Origin of the sequence: Dokdonella sp. (assembly GCF_051958935.1) — a bacterium.
Classification (GTDB): Bacteria; Pseudomonadota; Gammaproteobacteria; order Xanthomonadales; family Rhodanobacteraceae; genus Dokdonella_A.
Window position 1 is genome coordinate 1 of sequence record NZ_JBQCFP010000054.1, and the last position, 9,723, is coordinate 9,723.

11 protein-coding genes are annotated in these 9,723 nt (G+C 68.5%); 8 read left to right on the forward strand and 3 right to left on the reverse strand.

What is annotated here, in order from left to right; genetic code table 11:
- The 3 genes from ACTHK2_RS04735 to purM all read right to left on the reverse strand — a co-directional run.
- Positions 1-563 (reverse strand): DUF3108 domain-containing protein (locus ACTHK2_RS04735; protein WP_440244547.1); only part of this gene is annotated, 563 nt, incomplete at its 3' end.
- Positions 564-733: 170 nt separating this feature from the next.
- Entirely contained in the window at positions 734-1,432 is a 699-nt protein-coding gene (purN, locus tag ACTHK2_RS04740; RefSeq protein WP_440244548.1) for a phosphoribosylglycinamide formyltransferase, read from the reverse strand.
- A gap of 100 nt (positions 1,433-1,532) precedes the next feature.
- Positions 1,533-2,564 carry a phosphoribosylformylglycinamidine cyclo-ligase gene (gene purM, locus ACTHK2_RS04745; RefSeq protein ID WP_440244555.1) on the reverse strand — a complete coding sequence of 344 codons (1,032 nt, stop codon included), beginning with the start codon at positions 2,562-2,564 and terminating at the stop codon, positions 1,533-1,535.
- Between the two features lie 244 nt (positions 2,565-2,808).
- Between purM and ACTHK2_RS04750 the strand changes: the two genes are divergently transcribed.
- From ACTHK2_RS04750 to sufB, 8 genes are all read left to right on the forward strand, one after another.
- Entirely contained in the window at positions 2,809-3,465 is a 657-nt protein-coding gene (locus ACTHK2_RS04750) for a DUF2066 domain-containing protein (protein ID WP_440244549.1), read from the forward strand.
- A gap of 10 nt (positions 3,466-3,475) precedes the next feature.
- Complete coding sequence (locus tag ACTHK2_RS04755; RefSeq protein WP_440244550.1) at positions 3,476-4,039, forward strand: CDP-alcohol phosphatidyltransferase family protein; 564 nt, start codon at positions 3,476-3,478, stop codon at positions 4,037-4,039.
- Positions 4,036-5,214, forward strand: a complete 1,179-nt coding sequence (locus ACTHK2_RS04760) for an AI-2E family transporter (protein WP_440244551.1) — start codon at positions 4,036-4,038, stop codon at positions 5,212-5,214. Before ACTHK2_RS04755 ends, ACTHK2_RS04760 begins: the two co-directional genes overlap by 4 nt.
- Before the next feature lies 1 nt (position 5,215).
- Positions 5,216-5,905, forward strand: coding sequence for a DnaA regulatory inactivator Hda (hda, locus tag ACTHK2_RS04765; RefSeq protein ID WP_440244552.1), 690 nt, complete (start codon positions 5,216-5,218; stop codon positions 5,903-5,905).
- Between the two features lie 212 nt (positions 5,906-6,117).
- Positions 6,118-7,149, forward strand: a complete 1,032-nt coding sequence (locus tag ACTHK2_RS04770) for an aminoglycoside phosphotransferase family protein (RefSeq protein ID WP_440244556.1) — start codon at positions 6,118-6,120, stop codon at positions 7,147-7,149.
- A 2-nt stretch (positions 7,150-7,151) separates the two neighbouring features.
- Entirely contained in the window at positions 7,152-7,832 is a 681-nt protein-coding gene (gene murU / locus ACTHK2_RS04775) for an N-acetylmuramate alpha-1-phosphate uridylyltransferase MurU (protein ID WP_440244557.1), read from the forward strand.
- Between the two features lie 150 nt (positions 7,833-7,982).
- Positions 7,983-8,429 carry an SUF system Fe-S cluster assembly regulator gene (locus ACTHK2_RS04780; RefSeq protein WP_440244553.1) on the forward strand — a complete coding sequence of 149 codons (447 nt, stop codon included), beginning with the start codon at positions 7,983-7,985 and terminating at the stop codon, positions 8,427-8,429.
- A gap of 46 nt (positions 8,430-8,475) precedes the next feature.
- Positions 8,476-9,723, forward strand: a 1,248-nt coding sequence (gene sufB / locus ACTHK2_RS04785) for a Fe-S cluster assembly protein SufB (protein WP_440244554.1), incomplete at its 3' end; no start/stop codon positions are given.

Sequence of the window (9,723 nt, forward strand, 5' to 3'; positions counted from 1 at the left end):
AGCTGCGCCTTGTACTCACCGGCCGGAACCCTGCGCGTCTCGACCGCACCGCGCACGTAGCGCATCGTTTCCACGCGATCCTTCACCGCGACCGGATATTCGAACGCGTTGGCGCCGTGCACGAGGTCGCTCGCGAGTGCGAGCGTGACCGACTGGCGATCGATCAGCCCCGGCACGGTCGCGTAGTGGAAGTCCTGGCCACCTTCGCTCACCGCGACCCTACCCGCCTGCCAGTCGAACGCCGCATGCCGAGTGCGCTGCTTGAACTTGCCTTCCTGCTTGTAGTCGTACGCGAGAGCCTCGGGCCGCCCGTCCTTCCAGCGGAAACGCGAGGTTTCGACGATATGGATGCCCGCCAGCTTGGCGAGCGCGGAGGTACCGCGCGTCTCGCTGCGCAACGTCCACCTGCCATCGCCGTTGTCGGCGAGCTCGAGCGTGGTGCGGCCGACCTCGTCGCCATTGCGCAAGGTTGCGTACTCGGCACGGAACGGCTTGATCGCTTCAGCGGCGTACGAAGGCACGGCGAAGGCGAACAGGAGGGCGGCGATGAACGGAATCTTCATGAGGGTCTTCGCGGCGACAGGACGCCGCAGTATCGGTGCTAGTGGCTGAACGAAGCATGCAAAAGATCCAAGCTTGAAACACGAAGCACACAGGGCACGCAGAGGAAGAACTTTTCAGGAAAAGATCTTCCCGCGGCTGCATGCTTCGTGTGCTCCGTGTGCTTCGTGCTTCAGGCTTTCCGGTTTCCGGGTACCACGAGATCGGAGTCCGTACCCAGGCGGAGCGGGGCGGGCAGGGCGGTGCCGTCGAGGCGGACCTGCGTGCCGCCGAGGGCGATGCGGTCGGCGGCGATCAGCGCGACGACGGCGATGAGGAGGCGGTGTTCTTCGGCGAGCAGGCGCTCGGCGAGCACCTCGGGCGTGTCGCCCGCGTGCACGGGTATCTCGGCGTACGCGATCGGCGGGCCGCCGTCGAGTTCGGCGGTCACGTAATGCACGGTCGCGCCGTGCAGTGCATCGCCGGCCTCGATCGCACGGCGGTGCGTGTGCAGGCCGGGATACTTCGGCAACAGCGACGGGTGGATGTTGACGATGCGCCCCGCCCACGGCACGAGCACGGCCGGGTCGATGATGCGCATGAAGCCCGCGAGCACGATCAGCTGCGGATCCGCGGCAGCGATGCGCGCGAACAGTTCCGCATCGTAGGCGGCGCGCGTCGGCGCGGACCTGGGCGAGAGCGCGAGCGTCGCAATGCCCGCCGCTTTCGCTCGCCGCAGCGCATGCGCATCCACCTTGTCGCTCGCGACGAGCACGAGTTCGATCGGCAGGGCGCCCGCACGCTGCGCATCGATCAGCGCCTGCAGGTTCGAGCCGCGCCCGGAGGCGAGCACGGCGATGCGCAGGGGTCGAGGTCGGGAGGCGAGCGTCATCGGGGCGTGTGCCGGGTTGTTTCCACGCAGAGCAGGCAAGGCGGCCGCGCTGCTTTTTTGCGGGAGCGCCGGAAGCGCGATGCTCGCCAGCCCTCGGCCCTCAACCGATCCTCACCCTCTCATCCCCCCGCTGCGCCTCGACCGTACCGATCGTCCACGCGGCGAGCCCGAGCGCCTCGAGCGCATCGAGCGTCATGCCGACCTGGTCGCGCTGCACGATCAGCGTGTAGCCGATGCCGCAGTTGAACGTGCGCAGCATCTCCTCGCGCGCGACGTTGCCCTCGCGCTGCAGCCAGTCGAACAGCGGCGGGAATTTCCAGGTCGCGCTGTCGAGCGCGATGCCGAGGCCGTCCGGCACGACGCGGATGATGTTTTCCTTGAGGCCGCCGCCGGTGATGTGCGCCATGCCATGCAGCTTCTGCTGCTTGAGCAGCGCGAGGATCGGCTTGACGTAGATCGTGGTCGGCGCGAGCAGCGCGTCGGCGAGGCGCACGCCGCCGAGGTCGAGGTCGAAGCCGCCATTGTCCGGCGTGATGCCGGCGCGCGCGACGATCCGGCGGATCAGCGAATAGCCGTTCGAATGCGCGCCGCTCGAGGCGATGCCGATGATCGCGTCACCGGCCTTGATCTGCGAACCGTCGACGAGCGCCGACTTCTCGACCACGCCGACCGTGAAGCCGGCGAGATCGTATTCGCCGGGCGGATACATGTCGGGCATCTCGGCCGTCTCGCCGCCGACGAGCGCGCAACCGGCGAGTTCACAACCCTTTGCGATGCCGCCGACGACGCTGACCGTGGTGTCGACGTCGAGCTTGCCGGTCGCGAAGTAGTCGAGGAAGAACAGCGGCTCGGCGCCCTGCACGAGTACGTCGTTGACGCACATGCCGACGAGGTCGATGCCGATCGTGTCGTGGCGGCCGAGCATTTGCGCGAGCTTGAGCTTGGTGCCGACACCGTCGGTGCCGGAGACGAGCACGGGTTCGCGGTAGCGGCCGCCGAGTTCGAACAGGGCGCCGAATCCGCCGAGGCCGGCCATGACTTCGGGACGGAACGTGCGGCGGACGAGCGGCTTGATACGCTCGACGACCTCGTTGCCGGCATCGATGTCGACGCCGGCGGCGCGGTAGCTCAGGGATTCGAGTTCGACGGACATGACGGCGGGATCGGGCGGGGCGCGCATTCTAGCAGGGTGCCGCGAAAGTGCTTCCGAATCGGGGTAAAGGGGACGGAGCTATTCCCCGGGTGCATCCAGCCGGGAGGACCCGGCATCTCCGGAAAATACCTCCGTCCCCTTTTCCCTGCGCACGGCCGGCCCGCATGGACGCGCCCGCGGGCTTTGGGCAGACTTGTGCCCACCGATGGCTATGGACGACCCCGTGCGACTCCCTGTTCCGCGCGTGCCCGGCCCCGTGAGGGGAACCGTGCTGGCGATGCTGCTGGCGCTGCTGCCGGCGATGGCGATCGCCGGCCCTTCGAGCTACACCGGCACCGCGCCGGTCAATTCGCAGTCGGACGAGGAGCGCACCGGCGCACTGCAGACCGCGCTGGCCAATGTCGTCATCGAGCAGACCGGCGACAGCGGGGTGATCGCGCGGCCCGAGCTTGCCAAGGCGATCGAGAAAGCCGAGCGCTACGTGCTGCAGTATTCCTATCGACGCAACTCGGCCGGCGACGCGCCGATGACGCTGGTGGCTCAGTTCGACGCGGGTGCGGTCGACCAGATGCTGCAGAAATTCGGGCTCGGCGCGCTCGCCGCGGTCCCGGTCGCGCCGGAGACGCCGACCGAGGCGACCGTGTGGATCGGCGGCATCCGCGATGCGGACGACTATGCACGCGTGATCGGCTATCTCGGCCACAACAATTTCGTGAAGGCGCTGCAGCCGACGCAAGCGACATCGGACGGCATCCTCGTGCACCTGTCGCTGTCGACCGATGTCGCGCACTTCCTCGGCGCGGTCGCGATGGAGCGGACGCTCGCCGAAGGCACCAGCCACGTCGACGGCGCGGACGCGGCGCTCGTGCTCGGCCACTGACGCCGCAGCCGTGCTGCGTCACCTGCCCAACCTCGTCACCGCGCTGCGCATGCTGCTGGTGGTGCCGCTGTGCTGGCTCATCCATGCCGGGCGCTACGACGGCGCGCTGTTCGTCGCCGCGATCGCCGCGGTGAGTGATGCCCTCGACGGCTGGCTCGCCAAGCGCTACGGCTGGCAGAGCTGGATCGGCGGCATGCTCGACCCAATCGCCGACAAGCTGCTGCTGACGGCCGCCTTCGTCTGGCTCGCGCTGTCCGGCGAACTGCCGATGTGGCTCACCGCGCTCGTGGTCGGCCGCGACATCGCGATCGTCTCGGGCGCGATCGCATACCACAACCTCGTCGGCCGCTTCGATGCGGCGCCAAGCCGCCTGTCGAAGGCGACCACGGCGATCCAGCTCGCCTTCGTGCTGGTCGAGCTGCTGCGCCTGTCGCACTGGATCGCGACGCCGCCGCTGCTGCGCAGCGCGACGATCGCGCTCACCGCGGCATTCACGCTCGCGAGCGGCTTGCACTACATCATCGTATGGGGCGCGCGCGCGCGCCGCGCCCTCCGCCGAGGCCGATCGACATGAACGAGAACGCCCGCGAGGGACTGCATCTGCGCTGGCAGTGGCTGATCCTGCTCGTTTCGGTCGGCTTCGTCGTCTGGCTGCTCGCGCCGGTGCTGATGCCGTTCGTCGCGGCGGCGCTGTTCGCCTATCTCGCCGATCCGATCGTCGACCGGCTGGAACGCTGGATGAGCCGCGGCCTGGCCGTGAGCCTCGTGTTCCTCGTCGTCGCGCTCGTCGTGATCGTGATCCTGCTGCTGCTCGTGCCGTTCACCGAACGGCAGATCGGCGCGTTCCTCGGCCAGCTGCCGGTCTGGCTCGACTGGTTCCAGACACGCGCGACGCCGTGGCTGGAAACGCAGTTCGGGATCTCGCCGGACGTGCTCGATACGCAGCGCATCCTCGCCGCGCTGCAGGCGCACTGGAAGGAAGCGGGCGGCATCGCCGCAGGCGTGCTCGCGAAGGTGTCGAAATCGGGCATGGCCGTGGTCGGCTGGGTGCTCAACCTCGTGATGGTGCCGGTGGTCGCCTTCTACCTGTTGCGCGACTGGGACGTGCTGGTCGAGCGCATCCACGCGTTGATACCGCGTTCGATCGAACCGGTGGTCGCACGCCTCGCGCGCGAGTCCGACGACGTGCTCGGTGCATTCCTGCGCGGGCAGCTCAGCGTCATGCTCGTGCTCGGTGCGTTCTACGGCATCGGCCTGTGGATCGTCGGCGTTAGCATCGGCCCGCTGATCGGCATGATCGCCGGCCTGATCAGCTTCGTGCCGTACCTCGGCGCGATCACGGGCGTGATCATGGGCGTGGTCGCGGCGCTCGTGCAGTACCAGGACTGGGCGCACGTCCTGCTCGTGCTCGGCGTGTTCGCGGTCGGCCAGACGCTCGAAGGCTACGTGCTCGTGCCCAAGCTCGTCGGCGACAAGATCGGCCTGCACCCGGTCGCGGTGATCTTCGCCGTGCTCGCGGGTGGCGAGCTGTTCGGTTTCCTCGGCGTGCTGCTCGCCCTGCCGGCGGCGTCGGTCGTGATGGTCGTGCTGCGTTACGCCTACGCGCGTTATACCTCGAGCGAGCTCTACACGACGGGCTCGGCGCCGGGCATCATCGTGGTGGCGGAAAAGGGGACGGAGGTATTTTCCGATACATCGAATCCCTCGGACCCCGCACCCCGGGAAAATACCTCCGTCCCCTTTTCCTGACATGAGTCCGCAGTTGCCGCTCGCGCTGCGCTGGCCGGCGCACCAGCGCTTCGAAGGTTTCGTCGCGGGCGCCAACGGCGCCGCGCTCGAAGCGCTGCGCCGCGCGTCGCGCTTCGAGGATCCCGCGTGGCTGTACCTGCATGGCGCGCCGGGCAGCGGCCGCACCCACCTGCTCGTCGCCGCATGCGCGGCGGCCAGTGCGGCTGGCCGCGCCGCGCAGTACCTGTCGCTCGCGAGCCTCCATGCGCGGCGAGCCGAAGCCATCAGAGGCTTCGGCGGCAGCGACCTGCTCGCGCTTGACGATCTCGACGCGATCGCGGGCGAGCGCGAGGCCGAGCATGCGCTGTTCGATCTCTACAACCGCTGCCGCGCCGAAGCGTCGCTGCTGCTGTTCGCCGCGTCGGCGCCCCCCGCGCAGCTCGGCGTCGGTCTGCCCGACCTCGTCTCGCGCCTGTCCGCCTGCACCCAGCTCGTGCTGAGACCCCTCGACGAGGGCGAGCGCCGCGCGTTGCTGCGCGAGCGAGCGCTCGCTCGCGGCATCGAACTCGACGACGCCGCGCTCGACTGGCTGTTCGCGCGCAGCAAACGCGATCTCGGCACCCTCATCGATGCACTCGACCGCATCGACCGCGCTTCGCTCGCGGCGAAGCGGCGCGTCACGGTGCCGTTCCTGCGCTCGTTGTTCGACTGAGCCCGTGCTCCACCCCATCATGCCCACGGTGCGCCTCGACTTCATGGTGCGGGGACGCGCGCAAGCGCGATCACCGAGGAATGCGGCGGCAGGAAGCCGACCGCGTCGATGCCTCGCGTGCGCTTGCTAGACTTGCAGCGCCTTTTCCACGCGCAGGCCCCACCGTGATCCGCGACTCCCGTGCCGACGACCGCCGACGCTTCGCCGAGGGCGTGCTTGCCGCCGCTGCCACGATCGAAACTGCGTCCGCGGATGCGAGCATGCGCAGCTACTGGCGCGTGAGTTCGCCCGATGCATCCACGCGCATCCTCATGGACGCACCGCATGACGCGGCTGAACTCGACGCCTGGCTCGACATCGGTGCGCGCCTGCGCGCGGCCGGCCTGCATGCGCCGGAGGTGCTCGCCGTCGATCGCGAACAGGGTTTCGTGCTCATGGAAGATCTCGGCACGCGCACCTACCTGCCGGAACTCGACGAGCACAGCGCCGACCGTCTCTACGGCGACGCATTCGACGCACTGCTGCGCATGCAGACGCGCGTGCACACGAACGGCCTGCCTGCATTCGACCGTGGCCGCCTCGTCACCGAAATGGAGTTGCTGCCCGAGTGGTTCCTCGGGCGCCATCTCGGTTACGTGCCCACGTGCGAGGAGTGGGACGTCATCGAGGCCGCATTCACGTTCCTCGCGCACGCGGCACTGGAGCAGCCGCGCGCCTTCATGCATCGCGACTACCACAGCCGCAACCTGCTGGTGTGCGAAGTTGCGCAACAGGGCGCGAATGGGCCATCCGCGAGTGCCGCCGTCGCGGGAGCGTTCCCCGGGATCCCGAGCCCTGGCATCGTCGATTTCCAGGGTGCCGTCGCCGGGCCGATCACCTACGACCTCGCCTCGCTGCTGCGCGACTGCTACATCGAGTGGCCGCAGGAGCGCATCGGCGGCTGGGTCGCTGCGTATCGCGAGCGCCTGCGCCATGCACACCTGATCGGCGTCGAGGTCGACGGCGCGCGGTTCCGCCGCTGGTTCGACCTTGCCGGCCTGCAGCGCCACGTCAAGGTGCTGGGCCTGTTCTGCCGGCTGTGGTATCGCGACGGCAAGGCACAGTACCTCGGCGACCTGCCGCTGGTCTGGCGCTACGTGACACAGGTCGCGCACGGCTATCCCGAACTCGCCGATTTCGTCGCGCTGCTCGAGCGCGTGCTCGGCGAGCGCGACATCACCCGCGCGCGCGAGCCTGGCGCATGACGATCCGCCGCGCGATGGTCTTCGCCGCGGGGCGCGGCGAACGCATGCGCCCGCTCACCGATGCGACCCCCAAGCCACTGCTGCGCGCGGGCGGTCGCACGCTCATCGAACGTCATCTCGAGAAACTCGCAGCCGCGGGCGTGCGCGAGGTCGTCGTCAACACCTCGCACCTGGCCGAGCAGTTCCCCGCCGTGCTCGGCGACGGCACGCGCTGGGGCCTGCGCATCCGCTACAGCTACGAAGGGCTGGCGCCGCTGGAAACCGGCGGCGGCATCAGGCACGCACTCGCACTGCTCGGCGACGAGCCGTTCATCGGCGTCAGCGCCGACATCGTCAGCGACTACGACTACGCGCGCCTGCCGCGCCAACCGGACGGGCTCGCCCACCTCGTGATGGTGCCGAACCCCGACTTCCATCCGCGCGGGGATTTCTGCCTCGACCATGGACGGCTCAACGACGAGGGCATCGGCGAGCGCCTCACCTTCGGCAACATCGGCGTCTATCGCCCCGCGCTCGTCGCGGGCGAGACGGCGACGCGCTTCAAGCTGCTGCCGATGTACCAGCGCGCGATGCGCGCGGGCCTCCTCGCCGGTGAGCGCCACGACGGCTACTGGCGCAACATCGGCACGCCGGCGCAACTGCTGCAGCTCGAGGACGACTGGCGTCGCGACGGCGGGACCTGACGTTCGCCGCCCCGGAACGACGGCTGGCGCGATCGGGAGATGCGCCGGTAGCCCCGGCGGTTTGACCCTGCCAGCGTTAAACAGTACTATTTCGGTACTGATTAGACCGTACCGTACCGTGATCCGGTACCCATTGAAGCCGTTGCCGCCATGCTCCGCGTCAGCAAACTCACCGACTACGCGACCGTCGTCATGACCTGCCTCGCGGGCGCCGGCGACGGCGTGCTCAGCGCACAGGTGCTCGCCGAACGCGCGCGCCTGGAACTGCCGACCGTGAGCAAGCTGCTCAAGCAGCTGGCCCAGGCCGGCCTCGTCGCCTCTTCGCGCGGGATCAATGGCGGCTATCGCCTCGCGCATGCGCCCGAGCGCATCACGATCGCCGACATCGTCACCGCGATGGAAGGACCGATCGGCATGACCGAGTGCAGCGCCCACGCGGGCGTGTGCGGCCACGAATCGCATTGTGGCGTACGCGTGAACTGGCAGCGCATCAACCACGCGATCGCGGCGGCGCTCGAAAGCGTGACGCTCGCCGACATGCTCAAGCCGCCACCGCGCCGCGCCGGCGCGATCCCGCTGCGCGTCGCGAGCGCGTGACGCGCGAGCGCCGGACCTTCGCGTTTCGAATCCAGCAGGCAGCCCGATGGCGACCCAGACCCAGACCGAAATCGAAATCGAACGATCGCGCGAACCGAACGCAAACGCGGCGGTCGAGGTGGTGCTCAATCGCCGCTACGAGGCCGGCTTCGTCACCGACATCGAGAGCGAAAGCCTGCCGCCCGGGCTCGACGAGGATGTCGTGCGCGCGATCTCCGCGCGCAAGAACGAGCCGGAATGGATGACCGAATGGCGCGTCGCGGCGTTCCGCCACTGGCTCACGATGACGCCGCCGCACTGGGCCAGGCTCGAGATCGACCCGATCGATTTCCAGGCGATCAGCTATTTCTCCCAGCCGAAGAACCGGCCCAAATCGCTCGACGAAGTCGACCCGAAGCTGCTCGAAACCTACGACAAGCTCGGCGTGCCGCTGCACGAGCGCGCGCGCCTCGCCGGCGTCGCGGTGGACGCGGTGTTCGACTCGGTCTCGGTCGGCACGACGTTCCGCAAGGAACTCGCTGCCGCGGGCGTGATCTTCTGCTCGATGTCCGAAGCGGTGCGCGAACACCCCGACCTCGTGCGCAAGTACCTCGGCAGCGTCGTGCCGACCGGCGACAACTACTTCGCGGCGCTCAACTCGGCGGTGTTCTCCGACGGTTCGTTCGTGTTCGTGCCCAAGGGCGTGCGTTGCCCGATGGAACTGTCGACTTATTTCCGCATCAATGCGCGCGACACCGGCCAGTTCGAGCGCACCCTGCTCATCGCCGAGGAAGGCGCGAGCGTGTCCTACCTCGAAGGCTGCACCGCGCCGATGCGCGACGAGAACCAGCTGCATGCCGCGGTGGTCGAACTCGTCGCGCTCGACGACGCCTCGATCAAATACTCGACCGTGCAGAACTGGTACCCCGGCGACGAGAACGGCGTCGGCGGCATCTACAACTTCGTGACCAAGCGCGGCGACTGCCGCGGCGCGCGCTCGAAGATCTCCTGGACCCAGGTCGAGACCGGTTCGGCGATCACCTGGAAGTATCCGAGCTGCGTGCTGCGCGGCGACGATTCGGTCGGCGAGTTCAATTCGGTCGCGCTCACGCACCATCGCCAGCAGGCCGACACCGGCACCAAGATGATCCACATCGGCCGCAACACGAAGTCGAAGATCGTCTCCAAGGGCATCAGCGCCGGACGCGGGCAGAACACCTATCGCGGCCTGGTCAAGGTGGAGAAGGGCGCCGATGGCGCGCGCAACCACACGCAGTGTGATTCGCTCCTGATCGGCAAGAAGTGCGGCGCGCAC